The 24,816-nt window shown below is 66.1% G+C and carries 19 protein-coding genes and 1 riboswitch; of the genes, 11 read left to right on the top strand and 8 right to left on the bottom strand.

Annotation, left to right across the window (positions count from 1 at the left end):
- Positions 1–77 precede the first annotated feature (77 nt).
- Positions 78–1,007 (bottom strand): LysR family transcriptional regulator, encoded by a 930-nt coding sequence (locus tag DIZ22_RS14045; protein ID WP_234415717.1) that lies wholly within the window; start codon positions 1,005–1,007, stop codon positions 78–80.
- 323 nt (positions 1,008–1,330) lie between these two features.
- On the opposite strand from DIZ22_RS14045, the gene DIZ22_RS14040 reads away from it, so the two are divergent.
- Together DIZ22_RS14040 and DIZ22_RS14035 are read left to right on the top strand one after the other, a co-directional pair.
- Positions 1,331–3,838: a TonB-dependent receptor gene (locus DIZ22_RS14040; RefSeq protein ID WP_048937434.1), complete on the top strand. Its 2,508-nt coding sequence runs from the start codon at positions 1,331–1,333 to the stop codon at positions 3,836–3,838.
- 92 nt (positions 3,839–3,930) lie between these two features.
- Positions 3,931–4,134 carry a hypothetical protein gene (locus DIZ22_RS14035; RefSeq protein WP_010339662.1) on the top strand — a complete coding sequence of 68 codons (204 nt, stop codon included), beginning with the start codon at positions 3,931–3,933 and terminating at the stop codon, positions 4,132–4,134.
- 140 nt (positions 4,135–4,274) lie between these two features.
- Here DIZ22_RS14035 and DIZ22_RS14030 read toward each other — a convergent pair whose 3' ends face one another.
- The 3 genes from DIZ22_RS14030 to DIZ22_RS14020 all read right to left on the bottom strand — a co-directional run bounded on the left by DIZ22_RS14030 (position 4,275) and on the right by DIZ22_RS14020 (position 7,906).
- On the bottom strand, positions 4,275–6,659 hold the full coding sequence (locus DIZ22_RS14030; RefSeq protein WP_234415718.1) for a glycoside hydrolase family 2 TIM barrel-domain containing protein: 2,385 nt from the start codon (positions 6,657–6,659) through the stop codon (positions 4,275–4,277).
- A gap of 485 nt (positions 6,660–7,144) precedes the next feature.
- The gene (locus DIZ22_RS14025; RefSeq protein WP_037521144.1) at positions 7,145–7,375 is read right to left on the bottom strand and encodes a hypothetical protein; all 231 of its coding nucleotides are present in this window, start codon (positions 7,373–7,375) and stop codon (positions 7,145–7,147) included.
- A gap of 150 nt (positions 7,376–7,525) precedes the next feature.
- Entirely contained in the window at positions 7,526–7,906 is a 381-nt protein-coding gene (locus DIZ22_RS14020) for a copper resistance protein CopC (protein WP_048937432.1), read from the bottom strand.
- A 100-nt stretch (positions 7,907–8,006) separates the two neighbouring features.
- On the opposite strand from DIZ22_RS14020, the gene DIZ22_RS14015 reads away from it, so the two are divergent.
- The 8 genes from DIZ22_RS14015 (at position 8,007) to DIZ22_RS13980 (ending at position 16,959) form a co-directional block, all read left to right on the top strand.
- Positions 8,007–8,309: a hypothetical protein gene (locus tag DIZ22_RS14015; protein ID WP_017500954.1), complete on the top strand. Its 303-nt coding sequence runs from the start codon at positions 8,007–8,009 to the stop codon at positions 8,307–8,309.
- Between the two features lie 2 nt (positions 8,310–8,311).
- Positions 8,312–8,746 (top strand): periplasmic heavy metal sensor, encoded by a 435-nt coding sequence (locus DIZ22_RS14010; RefSeq protein WP_048937431.1) that lies wholly within the window; start codon positions 8,312–8,314, stop codon positions 8,744–8,746.
- A complete protein-coding gene (locus DIZ22_RS14005; RefSeq protein ID WP_048937430.1) occupies positions 8,743–9,318 on the top strand; it encodes an RNA polymerase sigma factor in 576 nt (191 codons plus the stop codon). The genes DIZ22_RS14010 and DIZ22_RS14005 overlap by 4 nt, the downstream gene beginning before the upstream one ends.
- 6 nt (positions 9,319–9,324) lie before the next feature.
- Positions 9,325–11,064, top strand: a complete 1,740-nt coding sequence (locus DIZ22_RS14000) for a copper resistance system multicopper oxidase (RefSeq protein WP_048937429.1) — start codon at positions 9,325–9,327, stop codon at positions 11,062–11,064.
- Complete coding sequence (locus DIZ22_RS13995) at positions 11,061–11,921, top strand: copper resistance protein B (protein WP_048937428.1); 861 nt, start codon at positions 11,061–11,063, stop codon at positions 11,919–11,921. Before DIZ22_RS14000 ends, DIZ22_RS13995 begins: the two co-directional genes overlap by 4 nt.
- Before the next feature lie 62 nt (positions 11,922–11,983).
- Positions 11,984–12,229: riboswitch (cobalamin riboswitch) on the top strand.
- A gap of 190 nt (positions 12,230–12,419) precedes the next feature.
- The gene (locus DIZ22_RS13990; protein WP_048937457.1) at positions 12,420–14,408 is read left to right on the top strand and encodes a TonB-dependent receptor; all 1,989 of its coding nucleotides are present in this window, start codon (positions 12,420–12,422) and stop codon (positions 14,406–14,408) included.
- A 2-nt stretch (positions 14,409–14,410) separates the two neighbouring features.
- Positions 14,411–15,910 (top strand): peptidase, encoded by a 1,500-nt coding sequence (locus DIZ22_RS13985; RefSeq protein WP_048937427.1) that lies wholly within the window; start codon positions 14,411–14,413, stop codon positions 15,908–15,910.
- Positions 15,907–16,959 (top strand): HoxN/HupN/NixA family nickel/cobalt transporter, encoded by a 1,053-nt coding sequence (locus DIZ22_RS13980; protein ID WP_037508315.1) that lies wholly within the window; start codon positions 15,907–15,909, stop codon positions 16,957–16,959. Before DIZ22_RS13985 ends, DIZ22_RS13980 begins: the two co-directional genes overlap by 4 nt.
- A 51-nt stretch (positions 16,960–17,010) precedes the next feature.
- Here the strand turns inward: DIZ22_RS13980 and DIZ22_RS13975 are convergent, their stop codons facing one another.
- The 4 genes from DIZ22_RS13975 to DIZ22_RS13960 are packed head-to-tail and all read right to left on the bottom strand — an operon-like array spanning position 17,011 to position 23,585.
- On the bottom strand, positions 17,011–17,757 hold the full coding sequence (locus tag DIZ22_RS13975) for an SDR family NAD(P)-dependent oxidoreductase (protein WP_122928357.1): 747 nt from the start codon (positions 17,755–17,757) through the stop codon (positions 17,011–17,013).
- Between the two features lie 39 nt (positions 17,758–17,796).
- Entirely contained in the window at positions 17,797–19,203 is a 1,407-nt protein-coding gene (locus DIZ22_RS13970) for an efflux transporter outer membrane subunit (protein WP_122928356.1), read from the bottom strand.
- Positions 19,193–20,398 carry an efflux RND transporter periplasmic adaptor subunit gene (locus DIZ22_RS13965; RefSeq protein ID WP_048937425.1) on the bottom strand — a complete coding sequence of 402 codons (1,206 nt, stop codon included), beginning with the start codon at positions 20,396–20,398 and terminating at the stop codon, positions 19,193–19,195. The genes DIZ22_RS13970 and DIZ22_RS13965 overlap by 11 nt, the downstream gene beginning before the upstream one ends.
- A complete protein-coding gene (locus DIZ22_RS13960; RefSeq protein WP_122928355.1) occupies positions 20,391–23,585 on the bottom strand; it encodes an efflux RND transporter permease subunit in 3,195 nt (1,064 codons plus the stop codon). The genes DIZ22_RS13965 and DIZ22_RS13960 overlap by 8 nt, the downstream gene beginning before the upstream one ends.
- A gap of 329 nt (positions 23,586–23,914) precedes the next feature.
- Between DIZ22_RS13960 and DIZ22_RS13955 the strand changes: the two genes are divergently transcribed.
- Entirely contained in the window at positions 23,915–24,811 is an 897-nt protein-coding gene (locus DIZ22_RS13955) for a LysR substrate-binding domain-containing protein (RefSeq protein ID WP_048937423.1), read from the top strand.
- Positions 24,812–24,816 lie beyond the last annotated feature (5 nt).

Below are 24,816 nucleotides of genomic sequence, written 5' to 3'. Positions count from 1 at the left end.
TTTGCGATCGATTGTCAATTGCAAGTGGCCGTTGCCAGAAGCGCGGGGCGGCGCCAAATATCGATATCGGATAAGGCTTATGCGGCCTTGCTATGGGGCAGGGCTGCGTCGCTGCCGCAATGGTCGGCGAACATGTCGCACAGCCAGGCGATGGCCGGGTCGCGATGCGACCGCTCGTTCCACAGCAGCCGATAGCCGAAGGTGCCGACCAGGTCCGGCGCGGGCAGGCAGGCCAGGTCATGGGTCCGGGCGATTGCCTCGGCCGCGCGCGTCGGCAGCGTCATCAGCGCGTCCGATCCCCGGATCATGTGCGGTGCCGCCTGGAAATAGGGCAGGCGGGCGATCACCCGCCGGCGCGGCGCCAGATCGCCCAGGCGCAGTTCGATCCGGTCGAAGCCGCTGTCGCTGACGACGAAGCTGATATGCGGGCAGGACAGGAAATCCTCGACCGACAGGGATCGGTCGGTCGGATGCGCCGCCAGCTTGTGATGGCGATCGACGACGCAGCTGAACGTTTCGGTGAACAGGAAGCGCTCATAGGTCTGGGCCGGATCGGGATCGAGCCCGCTGATGATGAGGTCGATCTCGCCTGCGGTCAGCCGCGCCACCATGTCGCCGGTCAAAGGCACGATGTCGATCGCCGCCAGCGGCGCCGCGCGGCCGATATGCGGCAGGGTCGGCGCCACCACGGCGGCGACGCCGAAATCGGTCGATGCGACGCGGAATCGGCGATCAAGCGTCGCCGGATCGAAACAGGGCGGTTCCAGCAGGCCGGCGGTCGTCGCCAGCCAGTCCTGGAGCGAGGGCGCCAGTTCCTCCGCCCGCCGGGTCAGTTCCATGCCGCCGGCGGTCCGCACCAGCAGCGGATCGCCCAGCAGGCTGCGCAACTGCGCCAGCGACCGGCTGACCGACGGCTGGCTGACGCCCAGTTGCTGCGCCGTGCGGGTGACGCTTTTCGTGCGCAGCAACAGGCCCAGTATCACCAGGCTGTTGAGATCGAAATGCACGCCGCCAAGCAAGAGAGACCGGTCCGTTCCTTAAGGATAATGCGGACCATTCTTAACTTCAGGGGTGGTCAGGGTCCAGTCCCGTTGCATTTCCGGACTGTTGCGCGGCGCGATCGGTGCCGATTGACAGGCCCCTTAATCCGGATTTATGAAATAACCTGTATCACATCTTCGTCGATCAAGAGGCTGTGCGCCTGCAATCATTGTGTCCGGGGCAACAGGTGCGACGATGATGAAAGGGATGGGCGCCGTCTGTGCGGCGCTCGACGCCGTGACGGTCGATCCAGCATATAAGGGCCGCGCGGTCTGGATGGGAGGATGCCATGACACGCCGTTTCCGGACGTTGCTTCTCTGCGCCTGCGCGACTCTGCCCACCCTGCCGATCGAGGCCCAGGCGCAGGATAAGGCGCAGGACAGGGCCAGCGTGACCCAGGACATCATCGTCACCGCCCGCCGGACCGAGGAACGGCTACAGGACGTGCCGATCTCGATCACCGTGTTCAATCAGGAAGAACTGGCCAACCGCAATGTCGTCAATGCGCAGGATCTGGCCGCCTATACCCCCTCATTGTCCGCCAACGGCAATTTCGGCAGCGAAAATAGCAGTTTCGCCATCCGCGGCTTTGCCCAGGACATCGGCACCGCGCCCTCGGTCGGGGTCTATTTCGCCGATGTGGTCGCGCCGCGCGGCGCCTCCAACGGCCTGCCCTCGGGCGATGGCGCTGGGCCGGGTGCCTTTTTCGACCTGCAGAATGTCCAGATATTGAAGGGGCCACAGGGCACCCTGTTCGGCCGCAACACGACTGGCGGCGCGATCCTGCTGGTGCCGCAGAAGCCGACCGACGAATTTTCCGGCTATGTCGAAGGATCGGTCGGCAATTTTGACATGTGGCGCGGTCAGGCGGTGGTCAACGCGCCGCTCGGCGACCGGGCGCGGATGCGCATCGGGGTCGACCGGCAGAAGCGCGACGGCTATATGCGCAACGGCAGCGGCATCGGCCCCGACCGGTTCGGCGATGTCGATTATATCGCGCTGCGCGCCAGCCTGGTCGTCGATCTGACCCCCGATCTCGAAAACTACACCATCCTCTCTTACAGCGATTCCAGCAATAACGGCCCGATCCAGAAGCTGGTCGCGGCCGCGCCGGAGGGGCTGGGCCAGCTCGCCTATGGCCAGTTGCTGCGCCAGGGCAACGGTTTCTATGATGTCATGCAGTCACTGGAGGATCCCTATTCCAGGACCGAGCAATGGCAGTCGATTAACACCACCAGCTGGCAGGCGAGCGATACGCTGACGGTCAAGAATATCGTCAGCTATGCGCAGTTGAAGCAGCGCATGAACGCGCCGCTGTTCGGCACCGATTTCGTCGTGGATTTCGCCGCGATCAATCCTTTCCTCGCCGCGCTGGGCAGCTATCATCTGCCCTTCACCACGGTGACGTCGATTCCGGGCGGCTATACCGCCAACCAGTCGACCTTTACCGAGGAACTGCAAGTGCAGGGGCGCTCGGGCGATGGCCGGCTCAACTGGCAGGCGGGGGCCTATCTGGAGGTCAGCGAACCGCTGGGCATGAGCGGCAGCCAGTCGCCCTTCCTGGCGTCCTGCACCGATTCCGCCACGCTGCAATGCACCGATCCGATGGGCTTCCTGTCCAATCTCGATCCGACCATCCCGGCGTTCGCCAAGCCGATCCATGCCGGCACCGTCAATTACACGGCGGGGCGCACCAATTTCCACAATGTCGGCCTCTATGCGCAGGCGACCTATGCACTGACCGAGCAATTGAAGCTGACCGGTGGTTTCCGCTACACTTGGGATCATTCGCGCAATGTCAGCGACCAGCGCACCTATATCGTCGCCTATCCGCCGCAATATGGCGCCTTCAATCCGGTCGCACCCTATCGCTGCACCAATCCGCAGGCGGCGGCGACCAATTGCGTGTCGCACTATTATCAGTCGTCGGAAAAGCCGACCTGGCTGGTCGACCTGGATTACAACCCGACCCAGGACATATTGCTCTACGCCAAATATGCGCGCGGCTATCGCGCCGGCACGATCGTGCCGAACATCACCGCGCCGCTCAACATCGTCGAGCCGGAGAAGGTGGACAGCTATGAGCTGGGCCTCAAGACCAGCTTCGGCGGGGCGCTGCGCGGCACCTTCAACCTGGCCGGCTTCTATAATGATTTTTCCAACCAGCAATTGCAGGTCGGCTTCAATGCGCGGCCGCTGTCGGGGCAGGCGTCCACCGCCGCGCCGGTCAATGCCGGCAAGTCGGAGATATGGGGGCTGGAGGCCGATGCCTCGCTCACCCCGTTCCAGGGACTGGTGCTGACCGGCGGCTACAGCTATTTGCGCACCAAGATCAAGTCGGTGCCCGATTTCTCCAGCTTCAACGATCCCAATTATATCCTTGCCGCGCCGTTCCAGCCCGGCGATCCCGAAGTGCTGTCGCCGCGTCACAAGGTCACGGTCAGCGGCACCTACACCCTGCCGCTGGACGAGGAGAAGATCGGCCGCATCTCCTTCGGCGCGACCTTCACCCATCGTTCCTCGATGCTGGTCAACTATACCGACCGCACCAATCCCGATCCGTCGATCGCCGCGCTCAGCACACTGGCGCCGCTCGATCTGCTGAACCTCAACGCCAGCTGGAACAGTATCGCCGGCGCCCCCATCGACCTCAGCCTGTTCATGACCAATGTGACCAAAGAAAAATATTACAGCTTCATCGCCGGGCTGGGTTCGCCCAGCGTCAATTTCGAGACGGCGACGCTGGGCGAGCCGCAAATGTATGGCGCGCGCCTGCGCTTCCGCTTCGGCGGATGAACGGGCGCCGACGACTGCGAAAATTGATCCATGTCTAGGACGGCGCTTCCGGCGGCTGATAGGTTGCATGGCAATCAAGCGGAGTCGGTTCGATGGACGTGATCACGGATGCTGCCTATCTGTTTCGCCGGTCGCGCGACGAGACGCGCAAAGCCGACGAAGCCCGTGCGCGCGGCGATGCGGTGTGCGTGATTGCTGCGCACAATGAACTGGCGCTGCGCTACAAGGTTCGCGCCCTGTCGCTGTCCAGCGGCGCGGTCCCCTGCATCGACGCGACCGGGCGACGATCGGCCTAGGGGCGATCGACATTCAGATGATGACGTGACGAAAATGGTGGTTTTCCGTGACCCGGAGCGCAGCGTACTTAAAGTACGTGAGCACCGGAAGCGCGGAGAACCGCCATTTGCAGGCCGTCAGGGCTGAATGTCGATTGACCCTAATCCTTCTCGCCCTGCAGGCTGATACGGCCGGTTTTCAGCCCCGGCGCGCTGACCTGTAGCGTGATTGCGCCCGGCTTGCCGGTGCCGCGCAGGAAGGCGACCGCCTTGCCGCCCACCGCCGCGCGCTGCGGCGAGGCAAAGGCGGTATGGTCGGTGACGCTGCCATTGTCGAAGGCGACGACGCGGCCCGGCCCCGATACCGTCGCGCTGAGCAGCGGCGTGGCGCCGGGCACCAGCACGCCCTTCGCGTCCACCACTTCGGCCCGCACCGCGACGACATCGTCGAAGCCGCCGCCGACTGCCTTGGCCTCCGGCACCAGCCGAATTGCAGCGGGCGCGCCGGCGCTGCGCAGAATATCTTCCGCCACCTTTGCGCCGCCGCGATAGCCGACCGCGCGCAACTCGCCCGGCGCATAGTCGACGTCCCATGTGATCGCGCTGTCGTCCGCGTTGCGCGGCTTGCGCCCCAGCGACTGGCCGTTGAGGAACAGCTCGACCTCGTCGCTGTTGCTGTAGACCTCGACCTTTTCCTTGTGCGCGGCGCGATTGTCGGGCGACCAGTCGGCTAGCGCGCCCGGCCCCTTGGGTTGGGGCAGGGCGATGCCGACCATGGTCGGCATTTCGCTGATGTCGATCACCTCGGTCACGCGCCGGGCCAGCTTCACCACCGGCTTTTCCGACCACCAGCTCGCCCGTTCCCAGCCGATCGGCTTCACGCCATCGACCCGGTCGACCAGACCGGACGGGTTGCTGATCGCCGGCCAGCCGGCCCGGTCCGCCTCGCCCAGATAATCGACGCCGGTCCACAGGAACATGCCGGCATAGGCCGGGTCGTCGCGCACCACGAGCCAGCTTGACCGGTTCTTGCTGTTCTCCGTGCCGATGATCTTGCGGCTGGGCTTGTCGGCATGCGCCTTGGCCAGTTCATTCTCGCGATAATTCTGGCCCACCACGTCCAGCAGGTCGGCGGTGCCATTGTCATAATCATGGGTGGTGTTAGGGCGGAACAGCGCCATCGTCACCGGCCGGGTCGGATCCTCGGCATGGAAGATGTCCTGCAGGCGGGTGATGATCGACTGCGCCACCAGCGGATAGGGCGTATCGTGAATCTCGTTGCCGATCGACCAGATGACGATGCTGGGATGATTGCGATCGCGCCGCACGAAATCGCGTGCATCGATCGACGACCAGTCGGTGAAATAGAGGTGATAATCCTGCGGATTCTTCGCCACCGTCCACATGTCGAAGCCCTCGTTCATGACGATCAGGCCGAGCCGGTCGCACAGGTCGAGAAATTCGGGCGAGAAGGGGTGATGGGCGGTGCGCACCGCATTGATGCCCAGCGCCATCAGTCCCTTGAGCCGCCGTTCATAGACGGCCAGCGGCACCGCCATGCCGAACGGTCCGCCATCGGCATGGATCGCCACGCCCTTCAGCTTGATGTTGCGGCCATTGAGCCAGAAACCGCTCGCCGCCTCGAACCGGGCATCGCGCATGCCGAAGGGGACGCGTTCCTCATAGAGCAGCCGCCCGTCGGTCGCGCGCACACGCAGCAGCGCCTGGTGCATCGCCGGATCGCCAATGTCCCAGCGGCGCGGATCGGCCAGGGTGCCGGTGACATCCATCTGGGTCGCGCGCCCGGCGGGCAGGCTGATGCTCTGGCCGGTGAAGGTCGCGATGCTGCGGCCGTCCGGCCCCTCGATCACCGCCTCCAGCCGCGCCTCGACCGGGGCACTGCCCTGGTTCATCACGCTGCTGCCGATGGCAAGGTCCGCGCTCTTCGCGTCGAGCCTGGCCACGCGCACCGTGCTGCCCCAGGTTTCGGCATGGACATCACCCAGGGTGATGATGCGGACATGGCGGTAGATGCCGCCGCCCGCATACCAGCGCGAGGCTGGCTGGGCGGACGTGTCGGCACGCACCGCCAGTACATTCTCCTGCCCGGCGGGTTTCAAATGCTGGGTGATCTCGTAGCGGAAGCTGGCATAGCCGCTCGGCCGATGGCCGACATGCTGGCCGTTGATCCACACGCCCGACCGTTCCATCACCCCGTCGAACTCGACGAAGACGCGCTGGCCGGCGCTGGCAGGCGGCAGGGTGAAATGCTTGCGATACCAGGCGACGCCGGTGGGCAGGAAGCCGCCCGATCCGGTCGCGGGCGCATGTTCGTCGAACGGCCCGGCGATCGCCCAGTCATGCGGCAGGTCGACCGACTGCCAGCTTGCATCGGCAAAGCCGGGCTGTTCCGCGGTCGCGACATCGCCCTGATGGAAGCGCCAGCCGGCATCGAAATTCTGCGCGCCGGTCGGCTGGGCAAAGGTGGGGGCGGGCAGAGCGATCAATAGCGCCAGCGCCAGACCGGCGGCACTCCGCCCGATCATCCTGCGCATCCGTGCGGTCCGTCCCGTCGCCATATCGGCCCCCTCTCCAGAATATGTCCACTATGTGGCGCTGTGGCGCCCTATGTGGGTATATGGCTACAGGAGTGGCGGGCCGATGCCAAGCGGCTTTGCTGGCCCTGCGGAACGGGCGGTGACGCGACAGGCAAATCTCCTACGAAGTTCACAGTGTCGTGCGCGGATTCGAGCGAAATGCGCCGCAAACGCCCCCATGACGCGCCTGCCACGCGACGGCGACGCGTCGGTCGGGTCATGATGCGGGTCATCCCGACGCGTCGCCGACGCGACATCCAGGCGACAGATCAGCGCTGCTGATGCGCGTGAACGGAGGGAGGCATGGAGGGGGCGGGCCATCCGACAGGATAGATCAGAGAAAGGCCGAGTAGGAAAGCGGGTGTCCGGAAGCGTCCCGCGCGTCATCGGTGTCGGTGCGGACTGAGGGCCATGCTTGCAGGCAAGCTACAAAATTATTGGGACAATTGCATGTCCAGGCCAAGCAAGCTGGCAAGTTTGAAGGTGGCGAACAGCAGGCCGACGAGCAATAGCGCCAGGATCGCGCTTATCTTGCCAACGGCGGTCAGGACATCGCCTTTCCGTGCCTTCCTGTCCTGATCATAATGCCATTTGACGGCAAAGAACATGCCGGTGCCGAGGACCGCAATCTTGAATATTATGAATATGACAGGGAATGAATCCATCACCCAAATTATTCCGGTGTAATTCTTGAAGCTAATGATTTTTTTACGTCGCTGGAACGGTGGCGAACATTGGACATAATGCCCGCCCTCGATCGAGGCCGCTTTCAGTGTCAGACCTGACCCGCTGGTGGAAAGCGAGGATGTGCCCCTTCAGCGCACCTTGAAACTATATGTGCCGCTGACCGGCTGATGGTCATTGCCCATCACCGTCCATTGAAGATCATAGCTGCCGGTCGGCAGGGCGCGGGGCAGGGTGATGACCAGGCCCTTGCCATCGGCGGCCGCGGCGGTGGTGAAGCCCTTGATCGGCATTGGCGGATGATCGGCCATGCCCGGCATGCCGGTCATGGTGAGCGTGATGCTGCTATGGTCGGCCTGCAGCGCTTCGGAAAAGCCCAGGGTCAGCCGGGTCGGCTTGGCAACGCTGGCATTGGCGGCGGGGTTGGCCGCAACGAGCTGCGGCTTGGCGAAGGCGGCGCCGGGCAGGGCGGTCAGCACAAGGGCAGCAGCGATCAGGGGCAGGCGGGGCATGGCAAACTCCGAAAAAATGCGCGTCTTGCAGGGGAATACGCATTGTCCTGTCGCATCCCTCACGCGCCGCGCTATTTTGTTCGAGGGATGGGCCGGCCGGATGCGTATCGTCAGGCAGGACATGAAGGACGGGACGATGGACGATCTGGATGACATGCTGGCCGGGCTGCGCGACGCGCCGGCGGCGGCGCGCTTCGACGGGCTGGAGGCTGCGGTGATGCAGGGGCTGGACCGCCGCCGCGAACGCAGCGTCGCGCGGCGCAGCCTGATGCTGGCCGGCGTGATGGCGATCGGCATCGGCTGGATCGGCAGTAGCGTGCCCGCGCAGCCGGCGCAGGCGGCGCCCGGCCCGCTGCTGATCGGCATGTCCGACTATGCGCCCTCGCGCCTGCTGGAGCGATAGGCATGGGCAAACGCTATTGGCTGGTGGCGCTGGTCGCCTTTGCCGCGGCGCTGGCCGCCGTGCTGGTTGCGCGCACCTGGCTCGCGCCCGCGCCGCCGGTGGAGAATGAAGTTCATGCCCTGCTCCATGATCGGCTGACGCTGGACGCCGGCCAGAAGCAGCGCATCGCCGATCTGGAAGCCGCCTTCGCCCAGCGCAAGGCGGCGCTCGACGCGGAAATGCGCGCCGACAATCAGCGGCTGGCCGCGGCGATCGCCGCCGAACATGGCTATGGCCCGCGCGTCGCCCAGGCGGTCGACCGGTCGCACCAGGCAATGGGCGAATTGCAGAAGGAAACATTGAAGCACATCTTCGCGATGCGCGGCGTGCTGCGGCCCGATCAGGCCGCGCTGTTCGACGCCGCCGTCGTCAAGGCGCTGACCCAGCCTGCCGGGTGATAGCCGACGATCCCGATGATGCCACGCTGGCGGCGCAGGCGCTGGCCGGGCGGCAGGCGGCCTATGGCGCGCTGATGCGGCGGCACCGCGATGCCGTCTATCGGCTGGCCCGCGGCCATGTCGGCGATGCGGACGCGGCAATGGACATCGTGCAGGAAAGCTTCGTCGCCGCCTTTGCGTCGCTGGCCCGCTATGATGGACGCCGGCCCTTTCGCGGCTGGATCGCGCGGATCACGATCAACAAATGCCATGACTGGGCCCGCCGCCGCGCGGTGCGTCGCTTTTTCAGCTTCGCCCGGCCGATCGAGGACGCCGCCCATGTCGCCGACGCGGCGCCCGATCCCGAGCAGGCGGCCCAGTCCCGCGCTGGCGTCGCCCGGATCGAGGCGGCGGTAGCGGCGCTGCCGGTGGCGCTGCGCGAGGTGGTTTTGCTGCGCGGGATCGAGGGCATGAGCCAGGCCGAGGTCGCGGCGATATTGGCCGTCAGCGAAAAGGCGGTGGAAACCCGCCTTTACCGTGCCCGCCGGCAATTGCAGGAGATGTTGAGGGAAAGCGACGCGAACCGCGTATAGAGCAGCATGACCGACCTGCCTTCCCTCCCTGTCGACCGCCGCAGCCTGATCCGGGGGGGCGCCGCGCTTGCACTGGCGCAGGCCTTGCCCGGCTGGGCCGCCACCGGCACGCAGGACGCGGCGCAGGGCGCGCTGTCGGGCGAGGCGATCGCGCTCAGCATCGGCGACGGGCATTTTGCGACCGGCGGCCGATCGGCCCATGCGATCAGTGTCAATGGCGGCACACCGGCGCCGCTCATCCGCCTGCGCGAGGGGCAGCATGTCAACATCGCCGTCACCAACCGGCTGAAGGAGGATAGCTCGATCCACTGGCACGGGCTGATCCTGCCCTTCCAGATGGATGGCGTGCCCGGCATCAGCTTCCCCGGTATCGCGCCGGGCGAAACCTTCACTTATCGCTTCCCGGTGCGGCAGGCCGGCACCTACTGGTATCACAGCCATTCCGGCATGCAGGAGGCGATGGGCCTTTATGGCCCGATCATCATCGATCCCGCCGGCGCCGATCCGGTGGCCTATGACCGGGAGCATGTGATCCTGCTCGCCGACTGGAGCCCGGTCCATCCGCACAGGTTGCTGCAACGGCTCAAGCAGATGGGCGGCTATTACAACATGCAGCGCCAGACGCTGGCCGGGTTGCTGGCGGGGAAGGATCAGGCCCTCAAGGACCGGATCGACTGGGGCGCGATGCGCATGGACCCGACCGATATTTCCGACGTCACCGGCGCGACCTACAGCTATCTGGTGAACGGCATGGGCACGGCCGAAAACTGGACCGGCCTGTTCGCGCCGGGCGAGCGGGTGCGGCTGCGCATTATCAACGCGTCGGCGATGACCAATTTCAATGTTCGCCTGCCCGGCCTGCCGATGACCGTGATCCAATGCGACGGGCAGGATGTGCAGCCGGTCGAGACCGACGAGTTCCAGATCGGCATTGCCGAAACCTATGACGTGATCGTCCAGCCCGGCGAAGCGAAACCCTATGCCCTGATTGCCGAGGCGATCGACCGGTCGGGCCTGGTCCGCGCCACCTTGGCGCCGCAGGTCGGCATGGTCGCGCCCGTGCCGGCCCGGCGCGCCCGGCCGCTGCTGGGCATGAAGGATATGGGCATGGACATGGGCGGCATGGATATGGGCCATGGCGGCGTGATCGACCTCAGCCAGCCGGCCAATGAAAGCATGTCCGGCCACAGCATGAAGATGCGCGACAAGTCGGTCGCGCCCGGCGTGAAAATGGGGCCGGGCGTCGCCACCCTGTCGCCGATGCCGGCCGATCGCACCGCCGACCGGCCGACGGGGCTGGAGGATGTCGATCATCGCGTGCTGACCTATGCCGATCTGCGGTCGCTGACGCCGAACAGCGACCTGCGCACGCCGACCCGATCGCTCGACATCCACCTGACCGCGAACATGGAACGCTATATGTGGTCGTTCGATGGGGTGAAGCTGTCCGAAGGGGCGGAGCCGATCGCCTTCCGCCATATGGAACGGGTGCGCGTGACCCTGATCAACGACACGATGATGCCCCATCCCATCCATCTGCACGGCCATTTCTTCGAACTGGTGACCGGCGAGGCTGCGCATAATCCGCGCAAGCATACGGTGAATGTGCTACCCGGCGGCAAGGTGAGTTTCGACCTTACCGCCGATGCGCTGGGCGACTGGGCGTTCCACTGCCATATGCTGATGCACATGCATGCCGGGATGATGCGGGTCGTGACGGTCCGCCACGAGGAGGACGCGGCATGAAGCTGATCGCGCTCCTGCTGCTCGCCGCCGCTGCGCCGGTGCAGGCCCAGACGATGGATCATAGCCAGATGGACCATGGAGCGATGGGCCACAGCATGCCCACCACCGACGCCGCCATCCCGCAAGGCACGGCCCCGCCGGTGCCGACCGACCATGCCGCCGACGCGCTCTATGACCCCGCCGCCATGGCCAGCGCCCGCGCGGCGATGATCGCGGAAGGGGGCGGCATGACCTATTCGCAATGGATGCTCGATCGGCTGGAATATCGCGCCGGCAAGGGCGCGGATGGCTATGCCTGGGAAGGCGAAGGCTGGATCGGCGGCGACATCAACCGCTTCGCGGTCAAGAGCGAGGGTGAGGGGACGGTCGGCGGATCGCTCGAACGGGCCGAGGTGCAGGCGCTCTACAGCCGGGCGATCGACCCCTGGTTCAACCTGCAGGCGGGCGTGCGGCAGGATTTCGGCGAAGGGCCGGACCGCAGCTATGCGGTGATCGGCATCGACGGCCTGGCGCCTTACTGGTTCGAGGTCGGGGCCGAAGCCTTCCTGTCGACCAGGGGCGACGCCCATCTGCGGCTGGAGGCGAGCTATGACCAGCGCATCACCCAGCGGCTGATCCTGCAGCCCGCCGCCGAGTTCAATCTGGCGGCGCAGGCCGTGCCCGAACTGGGGATCGGCGCCGGCCCGTCCGATATCGAGCTGGGGCTGCGGCTGCGCTACGAGATTGCCCGCGAATTCGCGCCCTATGTCGGCGTCAATTGGGAACGCAAGCTGGGCGACACGGCCGACCATGCCCGTGCTGCCGGCGATAGGCCGTCGGCCACCAGCCTAGTGATCGGCCTGCGCGCCTGGTTCTGAGAGGCGCTTGCAGCCCGCCTGATATTCGATTATCGATCCCGCCGATCCTGCGCCGCACGGCATGGGATCATGATCGCGCCGGTGTCCCGAAAGGGGCTTAATAGGGAATGCGGTGCGGACGGGTGACTGTCCAAATCCGCAGCTGTCCCTGCAACTGTAAGCGGTGAGCGCGATGTACATGTGCGGACGGCAGAATGACCGATCCGCCAGCCACTGGGCCGGACGCTAAATCCTGCGAGGCCTGGGAAGGCCGTGCATCAAGCGATGACCCGTGAGCCAGGAGACCTGCCGGCGTCTGGTCGCTCTTGCCTTGGTCCAGGGGATGGCCGCGGCACGGTAACTTCCGTCTGAGCGACGAACGAGCGGCTGGGGCCGCTGCGACAAACGCGCGTCGGTTGCCCATGGGCGCCCGGCCGGCGCGTGTGTCGGACGTTCGCGCGCGTGCCGCTCGTGAAGGTTGCCCCCGCCCGTCGAACGCGGCGCCGGATGGGGGAATATATGAAGTCCATTATCGTTTCGCGGGCCGCCTTGGCCCTTTCGCTCGCCTTTGCATCGCCGGCTCTGGCCGACGAAGGAGAAGGCGACAGCATCGTCGTCACCGGCACCAGCCTGGAAGAGACGCTGCCGCAGCAGCTGTCGCGCTATGGCCATGCGATCGAGATCGTCACCGACACGCAGATCCGCGATGCCGCCGCGATCGATACCGCCCGCGCGCTCGAAGGGGTGCCGGGCCTGTTCATCCGGTCGCAGTCCGGGCCGTTCAGCTATGTCGACATTGCGTTGCAGGGATCGCGCACCAAGGATGTGCTGTGGACGATGGACGGCATCCGCCTCAACAACCGCCTCTATGGCGGCACCTCGCCCAACGACACCATGGCCGCCAGCATGATCGAGCGGATCGAGGTGCTGAAAGGCGGCGAAAGCCTGTTCTACGGCACCCAGGCGGCGGCCGGTGTCATCAATGTCGTCACCCGCGACTTCAGCGATGATCTGGGCGGCCAAGTCAATGCCAGCCTCGACAGCTTTGCCGGCACTAGCCTGGATGGCTATGTTCGCGGCGCGATCGGCCAGCATCGCTTCGTGGTCTGGGCCAATCGCAGCCAGTCGGACGGCTATCGTCCCTATGACGTGATGCAGCCCAGCGCCACCGATCGCGCGCGCGGCTATGATCTCTGGTCGGCGGGCATCAAATATCAATATGATATCGCGCCGGACCTGCGCCTCAACGCGCTCTACCAGCACACCAAGGCCGATCTCGACAATATCAGCGCGACCCGGACGAAGGAGAGCCGCAACGACCGCAATGAGGAAGTGGCCAGCCTGCGCCTCGATTATACCGGCGAGGATGGGGTGCAATTCTTCCTCAAGGGCTATTTCCACGACTGGAAGACCGCCTATGTCCAGATCCGCAACCCCATTCCGGCGGGGCCGCCGCAGGTCATCTACCCGGCCGGCACCTTCTGGGGCTATCAGGATTATGGCGGCAGCGCGGTGGTGCAGCTCAACATGCTGCGCGGCATCGACACGCTGATCGGCTATGATTTCCAGAGCTTCAACGGCCGCGACGACGTCCTGCTGATCGCGCCGACCGATGAACAGGTCCATGCCGGCGTCTTCCAGCTGCGCACCAATGACGAATTGTCGAGCAAGGGACGGATCGCCGCGGGCCTGCGCTACAACAAGGCGAAGGGATCGGAAAAGACGATCTGGAACGTCTCGGGCCGTTATGATGTGAGCGAGGCGCTGTTCGTGGAGGCCAATGGCGGCACCTCCTTCGTGCTGCCCGACGCCTCGCAGCTCTATGGCAATGATCCCTGTTGCGAGGTCGGCAACCCGAATTTGAAGCCCGAGGAAAGCCTGAACCTCAACGCCGCGCTGGGTGGCGCGCTGGCGGGCGGGGCGATCCGGTGGAAAGCGACCTGGTTCAACCGGCGCATCACCGACCTGATCGACACCACCTATGATGATCCGGCCTTTCCGGAAGGCACCTATATCAACGTCAGCGACAAGGTGCGGGCCAGGGGCGCCGAACTGGAGCTGAACGCGAATTTGACCGGTGGCTGGGGCCTGTCGGCCAGCTACACCTGGTCGCGCGTCCGCAATCAGGGCAGTTCGGTGCAGCGCGATCGCAATCCGGAACAATATGGCCGCGCCGCGATCGTCTATGCGCCGCAGACCGGCCACTTCGGCGCCAATCTGTCGGCCAATTGGGTGGGCGATGTCTGGTCGACCGCATCGGGCTTTGGCCGGATGAACTATGGCAATTATGCCGTGGTCGATGCGGGCGCGCATCTGTGGCTGGATCAGGCGCGGCGCAACCGGTTCGGCATCAATGTCGAAAATCTGTTCCACCGCGATTACGCCTCCACCGGCTATCGCTCGGCGGTCAGCGATGCAGGAGTATTGGACGGCAGCAACAGCCGCTTCCTCTACTTCTACCGGGGCGTGCCGCGCACGCTGCGGGTCAGCTATGGCCTGAGCTTCTGACCATGATGCGGCCGGTCCTGCTGCTGCATCGCTGGCTGGGCATCCTCATCGGCGCCGTCATGACGCTGTGGTGCCTGTCCGGCTTCGTGATGCTCTATGTCGACTATCCGCGCCTGACACCGGCCGCGCAGCTTGGGGGGCTTACGCCCCTCAAGCTGTCGGCTGAAAGGGCGGGGATGTTGCCCGACGCCATGATGCTGTCCGCCGCCCGGATCGAGATGATGGCGGGGTGGCCCGTATTGCGGGTGACGCCCGCGCTCGATCCGACGCGCACCATTCCCCAGATGCGAGTATCCGCTGGCACCCATGACTGGGCGTCGGGGAAAGCGGTCGAGCAGGTCGATCCGCAAAATATCCACAGGATCGCGCGCGAATTCGGACGCAACAGCGCCATTGCCGGCCCGGTCGGGCAGGTCGCCCAGACGGAGATGGACCAGTGGACGGTCCAGACCTTCCGCCGCAATGCGCCGCTCTACCGTGTCGATTACGCCGATGCGGCCGGGACGCAGGCCTATGTCTCGGGCAAGAGCGGGGAAGTGGTGCAGCTCACCACCCGTTTCCAGCGCTTCTGGGGCTGGCTCGGCGCGGTGCCGCACTGGCTCTATCCCACGATCCTGCGGCAGGATGGCGCGCTGTGGAGCCAGGTCGTCATCTGGACCTCGCTGATCGGCTGCTTCCTCACGATCACGGGCCTGTGGGTCGGCATCGCCCGGCTGCGCCGTCGCCGCGACGGCAGCATCGGATCGCCCTATCGCGGCCTGTGGTGGTGGCATCATATGGCCGGGCTGTTCTTCGGCATCCTGACGCTGACCTGGGTGGCGAGCGGGCTGCTGTCGATGAACCCCTGGGGGCTGCTCGACAGCGAGGCGATGATGACGGAGCGCCAGCGGTTGAACGGCGACTTCGCCTGGGGCGATGCGCGCCGGGCGATCGCGGCGCTGCCCGCCTTGCCGACGGGTATCGTCCGGCTGGAGGTAGTGCCTGTTGCCGGTGCCATCCATCTGGTGGCGATCGATCGCGCTGGCAAGGCGCAGCGTTTCGACGCTGCTGGCCGGCTTGCCGCTTTGTCCGAAGCGGGGTTGCGCGCGGCGCTCCAGGATGGCTCGCCGATCGGCTCGATCGTCCTGCTGCGCCAGGAGGATGCCTATTATTACGGTCACAAGGCTAGCGTCGCCCTGCCGGTATGGCGCGTCATCCTGGCCGATGACCAGGCGACACGCCTCTATGTCGATCCCGCGTCCGGCCGTCTGATCCGCGCCTTCGACCGCAATGGCCGGGCCTTCCGCTGGATGCAGGACGGGCTGCACCGGCTCGACTTCCCGCTGCTGCGCACCCGTCCCTGGTGGGATCTGATCGTCCTGCCGCTGCTCGCCATGGTCACGCTCGTTTGCGGGACGGGGACGTGGATGGGCCTTTCCAAGCTGCGGCGCGATCTGCGCCGCGTCCGCAATCGCCGGCGGCGCGCCCGCGCCCTACGGCCCCTGATCGGAGAAACCGCATGACCGCCACCCCTTTGCAGGCGTCGCTTCGGCGACGCAGCGTGCCGCTGATCGCGGCGCTCGTCCTTGCCAATCTGGCCGTCTGGGGCTGGGCCTTCGCCCTGTTCGGCGACCGGCCGGTGATGATGGGCACGGCCCTGCTCGCCTGGGGCCTTGGCCTGCGCCATGCGGTCGATGCCGATCATATCGCCGCGATCGATAATGTGACGCGCAAGCTGATGCAGGATGGTCAGCGGCCGCTGACCGTGGGCCTGTGGTTCGCGATCGGCCATAGCGCGATCGTGCTGATCGCCGCGCTGGGCCTTGCCTATGCGGTCAGTGCGCTGGCCGGGCTGGAGCGGTTCCGCGCTGCCGGCGGCGTGGTGGCGACGCTGATTTCCGCCACCTTCCTGTTCGCTATCGCGATCATGAATCTGGTGATCCTGCGCCAGGTCTGGGTCACCTTCCGTCGGGTGCAGGCGGGCGGCACATATGTCGAGGCGGATCTCGACATGCTGACCGGCGGGCGCGGGCCGCTGTCGCGCCTGTTTCGTCCGGTCTTCCGCCTGATCTCGCGCCCCTGGCAGATGGCGCCGCTCGGCTTCCTCTTTGGCCTCGGCTTCGACACCGCGACCGAAGTGGCGATATTGGGCCTCTCCGCCGCGCAGGCGAGTGACGGCTTTGCGCTCGGCCCGGTGCTGGTTCTGCCCCTGCTGTTCGCGGCGGGCATGGCGCTGGTCGATACGGTCGACGGCATGCTGATGATGGGCGCCTATCAATGGGCGTTCGTGAAGCCGCTGCGCAAGCTCTACTACAACATCGTCATCACCGCCCTGTCGGCGGCCGTGGCGATCGGCATCGGCACGATCGAGACGCTGGCGCTGCTGGGCGACAAGCTGGGCCTCTCCGGCGGCATCTGGGACGTTGCCGCCACGCTGGGCGAGCATTTCAATGATCTGGGCTTCGCGATCATCGGCCTGTTCATCGCCTGCTGGATCGCCAGCGCGCTCTTCTATCGCTGGAAGGGCTATGACGCGATCGAACTGACCCCGGCGGGCGAGGTGCGGGCTTAGCCTATTCCGTTCGGGCTGAGCTTCGGTTTCGCCCAGCCCGAACGGCAGTTTTTACCCCTCGCGCGCGACCTGGAAGCCGGCGAAGGACTGGCTGACCGGCATCAGTTCCAGCGTGTTGATGTTGAGATGCGCCGGCTGGTTCGCGACCCAGAGCAGGGTGGCGGCGATATCCTCCGCCGTCATCGGATTGGCATTGCCATAGAGGGTGTCGGACGCCTGCTGGCTGCCGGTGCGGATCAGCGTGAATTCGCTCTCGACCATGCCCGGCTCGATCGAGGTGACGCGCACGCCGGTGCCGTGCAGGTCCGACCGCAGGCCGAGCGAGAATTGGCGCACGAACGCCTTGGTGCCGCCATAGACATTGCCGCCGGTGTAGGGATAGGTCGCCGCGACCGAACTCAGATTGATGATCCCGCCCTTGCGCGCGACGAGGCCCGGCAACAGCTTGTGGGTGACGGTGACGAGGCCGGTGATGTTGGTCTCGATCATCTGCTGCCACTGGGCGAGGTCGGCCGACTGGGCCGGCGCAGTGCCGAGCGCCAGGCCGGCATTGTTGACCAGCATGTCGATCGCGCGGAAGGCTTCGGGCAGGCTGGCCAGCGCCGCATCGATCGCGGCTTCATCGCGCATGTCGAACACCAGCGGGCAGAAGGCGTCACCGATTTCGGCGGCCAGCTTTTCCAGCCGATCGGCGCGACGGCCGGTGCCGATCACCTGCCAGCCATCGGCGGCAAAGGCGCGGACGGCGGCTTCGCCGATGCCGGCGGTCGCGCCGGTGATGAGGACGGTCTTGGTCATGGGGCGCTCCTGTCTTTTGTCGTCAGCCCAATAGCGAGATCAGGCGGCCCCGCCCAGCGCCTTCACCAGCGCGACGCTGGCGCGCATCCGCTGGGTCTGAGCGATCAGCACCGCGCGCTGGGCGTCAAGCGCGTCGGTCTGGGCCGTCACCACCTCCAGATAGTCCGACGCGCCATCGCGATAGCGGGTCAGTGCCAGATCGCTGGTGCGCTGCGCGGCGTCGGCGGCGCTGCGCTGATGGCCGATCTGGTCGGACAGGTGATGATTGGCGGCAACCGCATCCTCGACCTGGCGGAAGGCGGTCAGCACCGTGTCGCGATAGCCGGCAGCCAGTTCCTCATACTCCGCGCGCGACATCTTCACCTGCGCGCGGCGCTTGCCGCCGTCGAACAGGTTGAGCAGCGCCGATGCTGGACCAAGGCCCCAGAAGCTGTTGGGGGTGGAGAACAGGTCGCCATGGGTGGTTTCCCAGCCGCCGGTCAGGCCCAGCGTCAGCGTCGGGAAGAAGGCCGCCTTGGCGACGCCGATGCGCGCATTGGCGGCGAACATGCGCCGTTCGGCCGCCGCGATGTCGGGCCGGCGTTCCAGCAGTTGCGAGGGCGCGCCGGTCGGCACGTCCGGCGCGGCGAGCGGCTGGGTGCGGGCGGCGATGCTGAAGTCCGACGCGATCGCGCCGACCAGCGCGGCGATCTCATGCTCGGTCGCGGCGCGTTCATTGGCGATGGCGGAGATGTCCGCCTTCGCATTGTCCAGCACCGTCTTGGCGCGATTGACGTCGATGCCCGACGACACGCCGCCCTTGTGGCGCCGGTCGGTCAGGTCATAGGCCTTGCCGAAGGCTTCGACCGTCTGGTGCAGCAGTTCCGCCTGTGCATCCAGCCCGCGCAGCCGCGCATAGGCGTCGGCGACCGCCGCCTGCAGGCTGAGCCTGGCGGAGGCGAGATCGGCATTGCTGGCGTCGGCATCGGCCCGCGCCGCCTTCACGCTGTTGCGGATGCGGCCCCACAGGTCGAGCTCATAGTCGAGGCTGCCGCCTACCACATAGTCATTATAGGTAACGGCGCTGCCATTGCCCTGGAATCGGTTGCCCGACACGCGGCGGCGGCTGGCATCGGCGCCGGCACTGATTTGCGGGAACAGGTCGGCATTTTCCACCCGTGCGGCGGCGCGCGCCTGGTCGTAGCGGGCCAGCGCGGCGGCCAAAGTCGGGCTGGCCTGCTCGGCGCGGGTTTCCAGATCATTGAGGACGGGATCGTTGAACGCCTCCCACCAATTGCCGCGCGGTGTGGCATCGGCCGGCTGGGCGGCGGTCCAGCCCGCCACTTCCTTATATTCGGCGGGGGCGCTCGTCTGGGGCGGCTGATAGGCCGGCGCCATCGAACAGCCGGCCAGCAAGACCGCCGCCAATGTCACGCCTGCGCCGCCGATCCGGCGGTCAGCGCGCATGCGTCGCACCCTTTCCGCCGGCGGGCGCCGACGCCTGCACCTTCACCATGTCGCCGGTGCGGATCGCATCGGGAGGGGTGTCGACGATCCGGTCATTGGGGCTGAGGCCGCTGGCGATCTGCACCGTGGCGCCCTCGTCACGGGCGATGGCGACCGGCTTCATGGTGATGCGATTGTCCGCACCCACCACGGCGACGCTGGGGCCGTTGTTGCTGTAGAGGATCGCGCTGCCCGGCAGGGTCATGCCATTGCCTTGGCCGGCGCCGACCTTGAAGCTGACCTGGGCGAAGGCACCCGGCTTCAATGCGCCGTCGGGATTTTCCGCCTGCAGCTGGACCAGCACGGCGCCCGACTGCGCATCGACCGCGCCTGAACTGCTGGTCAGGGTCGCGTTGAAGCTGCGGCCGGGATATTCGGGCAGGGTCAGGGTCGCGCCCATGCCCGGCCGGACCGAGGCGGAATAGCCCTGTGGCACGCGGACATAGATGCGCATGCGATGGACGTCGGACACGGTGAACAAAGGCTGGGCGGCGGCATTGCCGGACACCACCAATGCGCCGATCTGGGCCGAACGGCTGGTGACGACGCCGTCGAATGGCGCGGCGAGGCGGGTGAAGCCCTGCTGGGCCTTCAGTCGCTTGACGTTGGCGAGCGCCGCGTTGGAGACGGCGGTGCGGGCGGCAAGATCGCCGGCCTTCTCGTCGGCTTCCTGGCGCGAGACGGCGTCCTGCGCCAGCATCGCGCTCCAGCGCTTCGAGGTGGTTTCGGCGAGGCGCTGGTTGGCGAGCGCGGTCTGATAATCGGCCTGCGCGGCGGCGACCTGCTGGTCGAGGTCTGGCGCGTCGAGCACGGCGAGCGGCTGGCCCGCGCGCACCCGGTCGCCGATATCGGCCAGCCAGCGGCGGACATAGCCATTGGTGCGGGCATAGATGGCGGCGCTGTTATAGGCCTGCACATTGCCGGGCAGGACCAGGTCATTGCCCTCGCCATTCACCGTCGGCTTGACCACCGCGACGGTCGGCACCGATGCGTCGGCGGCGGTTTCGCGCAGTTCGTTGGTGGCGCTGATGCGCGAGGCGACGCCCACGCCGACCACGACGAGCGCGACAACGGCCGCGCCGATGCCGATCTTCTTCAGCGTGCCGCTGTCGGGGCCGGCCTGCTCGGGATTTTCGATGCTGTTATGGTCAGACATGGCTTGGCTGAATTTCCATGTTGTTGGCCTTCGCAGCCTTGCGGCCGTGGACGAAGGCGAAGACGGTGGGGACGAAGAAGAGGGTGGCGATGGTGGCGCAGATCAGGCCGCCGACGACGGCGCGGCCCAGCGGGGCATTTTGTTCGCCGCCTTCGCCCAGGCCCAGGGCCATCGGACCCATGCCGATGATCATGGCGAGCGCGGTCATCAGCACCGGGCGGAAGCGGACCATGCCGGCCTCCAGCGCAGCCTTGGTCGCGTCGCCCAGTTCAGCGAGCCGTTCGCGGGCGAAGCTGACGACCAGGATGGAGTTGGCGGTCGCCACGCCCATGCACATGATCGCGCCGGTCAGTGCCGGCACCGACAGGGTGGTGCCGGTCATGAACAGCATCCAGATGATGCCGGCCAGCGCCGCGGGCAGGGCGGTGATGATGACGAACGGGTCGACCCAGCTCTGGAAGTTGACGACGATCAGCAGGTAGATGAGCACGATCGCACCGGCGAGGCCGAAGCCAAGGCCCGAGAAGGCGGTGTTCATCGTCGCATATTGGCCGCGAATGGTGATGGTGGCGCCCTTGGGCTCCTCCGCCTTCAGCGACTTGATCGCCCGGTCGATGTCGCCCGCCACCGCGCCCAGGTCACGGCCCTGCGTGGTGGCGAAGGTGTCGAGCACCGGTGCGATATTATAGTGCGACACGACCGGCACGGTGTTGGAGCGGACGATGGTCGCCAGGCCGCCCAGCGGCTGAACCGCGCTGGCGCCCGCACCCGACACCGGGACGTTGGACAGGTCGCTCATCGACCCGACCAGATATTCGGGCGCCTGCGCGACGACCGGATATTGGACGCCATTCTGCGGGTTCACGAAGAAGACCGGTGCGGTCTGCGAGGTGCCGGCCAGCGAGCTGGCAAGGCTGGTGGTCACGTCCCGTTCGGTCAGGCCATATTGGCCGACGCGGGAGCGATCGACATCGACATCCAGCTGCGGCGCACGTCCGGGCTGCTGGATGCGGGCGTCGGCCAGGCCCGGAATGGTGGTGATCTTCGCCAGCAGCTTCTGCGCATAGGCGCGGTTCGCCTCCGCATCCTTGCCCGCGATCTGGATGTCGATCGGCGCGGGCGCGCCAAAGTTCAGGATCTGGCTGGTGATGTCGGCGGGCAGGAAGGCGAAGGTCGTGCCGGGGAAGCGGCGCGGCAGTTCACGGCGCAGCTGCGAGACGAACTCGTCGGTCGGGCGATGGCCCTTGTTGAGCGCGATCAGCATGTCGCCGTCCTGCGGACCGATGGTGCCGCTGTTGTTGTAGACGGTGTTGATGGAGCTGACCGGCAGGCCGATATTGTCGGTGATCGATCCCAGCTGGTCGGCCGGGATGATCTTGCGCACTTCGCGTCCGATCTGGTCGAAGCGGGCGGCCGTATCCTCGATCCGGGCGCCGACCGGCACGCGGATATGCATGGCGATCTGGCCGGAATCGACCGAGGGGAAGAAGTTGCTGCCCAGGAACGGCAGCAGGCCGAAGGACAGCACCACGACGGCCATGAAGCCGATCAGGAAGGGCTTGCGGGCGCCCAGCGCGCGGTGCAGCATCCCGACATAGGAGGTGCGGACCTTCTCGAACCGATATTCGAAGCCGCGCTGGAAGCGGACGAACGGGTTCCTGGACGTCGCGGTGCCGGCCAGATGCTCGTCCTCGTCACCGACATGGTGCGGTTTCAGCAGATACATCGCCATGGTCGGCACCAGCGTGCGCGACAGGATGAACGACGCGATCATCGCGAACACCACCGACAGCGCCATCGGCACGAACAGGAAGCCGGCGACGCCGGGCAGGAAGAACATCGGCACGAACACGATGCAGATGCAGAGCAGCGAGACGAAGGCCGGCGTCACGATCTGTGCCGCGCCGTCCAGGATCGCCTCGATCACGCCCTTGCCCTGTTCCAGGTGCCAGTTGATATTCTCGATCGTCACGGTCGCGTCGTCGACCAGGATGCCGACCGCCAGCGCGAGGCCGCCCAGCGTCATGACGTTGAGGGTCTGGCCGAACATTGCCAGCGCCGCGATCGCCGCCAGAATGGCGAGCGGGATCGACAGCGCGATGATGACGGTCGAGCGCCAGCTGCCCAGGAACAGCAGGATCATCAGCGAGGTGAGCGCTGCGGCGATCGCGCCTTCATGGATGACGCCCTCGACCGCGGCCTTCACGAACAGCGACTGGTCGCCGATCGGCAGGATCTTGAGCGTGTCGGGCAGGGTAGCCGAAATCTTCGGCAGCGCCTGCTTCACCCCGTCGACGATGGCGAGGGTGGAGGTGCTGCCGTTTTTCAGCACGGTCAGCAGCGCGGAACGGCTGCCTTCCACATGGACGATATTCTGCTGCGGACCGGCGCCGTCGCGGACATAGGCGACGTCGCGCATGTAGATGGTCGCGCCGTTCACCACCTTGACCGGCAGGTCGTTGAGCGCGGCGATCGATTCCGGCGCATTGTTCAGGCGGACGCTATATTGGGTCGCGCCGATCTTGACGAAGCCGGCCGGGTTGATCTGGTTCTGCGCGGCGATGGCGTTGCCGACATCCTGCGCCGACAGCCCCTTGGACTGGAGCGCCAGCGGGTTGAGGTCGATCTGCACCTGGCGCTGCTTGCCGCCCGAGGGGAAGGGCATGGCGAGGCCGGGGATGGTCACCAGCTGCGGCCGGATCTGGTTCTGGCCAAGGTCGAACAATTGCTGTTCCGACAGGCCCTTGCCCGACAGCGCGAGCTGCAGGATCGGCACGGTCGATGCGCTGTAGTTCAGGATCAGCGGCGGGGTGACGCCCGGCGGCATCTGGCGCAGCACGGTTTGCGAGATCGACGTCACCTGCGCGGTGGCGGTGCGGATGTCGGCGCCGGGCTGGAAATAGATCTTGATGACGCCAATGCCCTGCAGCGACTGGCTTTCAATATGTTCGATGTCGTTGACCGTGGTGGTCAGCACGCGCTCATAGGGGCCGACGATGCGGCCCGACATGTCCTCGGGCGACAGGCCGGCATATTGGAAGGCGACCGCGATCACCGGGATGCGGATATTGGGGAACATGTCGACCGGGGTGCGCGCGGCGGACAGGATGCCCACGATCGCGATCAGGATCGCCATGACAATGAAGGTCAGCGGGCGATGCAGGGCAACCTTGACGATACCGATCATTCACGACTCCCGGCGCATCTCCCGGCGGAACGATGCCGGGGTGCGAAAATTTGGCGCCTCTCCAGAAGGAATGCCCTTATTTTACGGGTTCTGCAGCCGGGTTGCCAGAGCGGCATGGCGGCATGAGCCTATGAACGGCATTCATGAATGTGACGGCAATCCGCTGGTCGGCCGCAATATGACACGCGCAGCGGGATCGGGGGCGAATCCGCGCACAATGCCATGGGACGATGAGGACCACCGCCACATCCGCGATGGGCCATGCGCCCTTGGACATTCTGCGTCTAATATATAATATGGCATAATCGATATTTCTGACGAATGGATCAATGGATCTCCGCCATCTCCGCTATTTCCTGACTGTTGCCGAGGAAATGCATTTCGGCCGGGCCGCGCTGCGCCTGGGCATATCGCAACCGCCGCTCAGCCAGCAGATCAGGGCGCTGGAGGAGGAACTGGGCGTGCGCCTGTTCGACCGCACTAGCCGCCGTGTCCGCCTGACCGAAGCGGGGCGGCTGTTCGAGCCGGAGGCGCGGGCGACATTGGTGCAGGCGGATCGCGCCAGCCAGACCGCGCGCCGGGCGCAGCGTGGCGAGATCGGCCATCTGGGTCTGGGCTTCACCGCGTCCGGCCCGTTCGTGCCGCAGATCGCCAGCGCCCTCTATCGCTTTCGCCAGACCTATCCGCAGGTCGAACTGATCCTGCGCGAACAGGGGCGCGACGAGCAGATCGAGAATGTGCGCAACCATCAGCTCGACATCGGCCTGGTGCGCGACTTCCTGCCGCCGGTCCTGCCCGAGGACATGGTGTCGCACTGCCTGTTGACCGAGGATATGCTGCTGGCGCTGCGCGACGATCATCCGCTGGCATTGCGCAAAGAAGATCCCAGCATCACCGATCTCGCCGGCGAGCCGCTGGTCCTCTATGGCGCGCCCAATGGTGCGGGCTTTACCGAGCATTTCTTCGCCCAGTGCGAGGCGGCGGGGTTCGTGCCGCGGATCGCGCATGAGGCGCGCAGCCTGGCGACCTTGCTGGGCCTCGTCTCCGCCGGGTTCGGCCCGACCGTGATCGCGCGGTCGATGGCCCGGCTGCATGTCGACAATGTCGTCAACCGCCGCTTCACCTCGCCCGTCACCAGTTCGCTATGGATGATCCACCATCGCACCCTGTCGCCCCCGGCCGAGGCGTTCCGTGCGACCGTGCTGGAGGACAGCCCGACGCGCTGACATGG

Origin of the sequence: Sphingobium sp. LF-16 (assembly GCF_003711185.1) — a bacterium.
Classification (GTDB): domain Bacteria; phylum Pseudomonadota; class Alphaproteobacteria; order Sphingomonadales; family Sphingomonadaceae; genus Sphingobium; species Sphingobium yanoikuyae_A.
This window is presented reverse-complemented; position numbering and strand designations above follow the sequence as displayed.